The sequence below is a fragment of the Pseudomonas sp. SIMBA_067 genome, from assembly GCF_046534675.1.
Lineage (GTDB): Bacteria > Pseudomonadota > Gammaproteobacteria > Pseudomonadales > Pseudomonadaceae > Aquipseudomonas > Aquipseudomonas putida.
In genome coordinates, this window is record NZ_JAWRYH010001296.1 from 1 (window position 1) to 238 (window position 238).

At 58.0% G+C, this 238-nt stretch carries 1 protein-coding gene; it reads right to left on the reverse strand.

Annotated elements, in window-relative coordinates:
- On the reverse strand, positions 1-238 hold a 238-nt coding region (locus SB765_RS33505; protein WP_410933018.1), incomplete at both ends, for a M3 family metallopeptidase.

Consider the following 238-nt stretch of genomic DNA (forward strand, 5'->3'; position numbering starts at 1 on the left):
GCCAGCACGTCTGCCCACAGATAGCTGTAGTAACCCGCCGCATAGCCACCGGCAAAGATGTGGCTGAAAGCGTGCGGGAAACGGCCCCATTCCGGACCCGGAACCACTGCCACGCGGCTTTTTACTTCGCGCAGGGTTTCCAGAATCTGAGCACCTTTCTCCGGATTAAACTCGGTATGCAGGCGGAAATCGAACAGGCCGAACTCCAGCTGACGCAGGATAAACAGCGCAGCCTGAT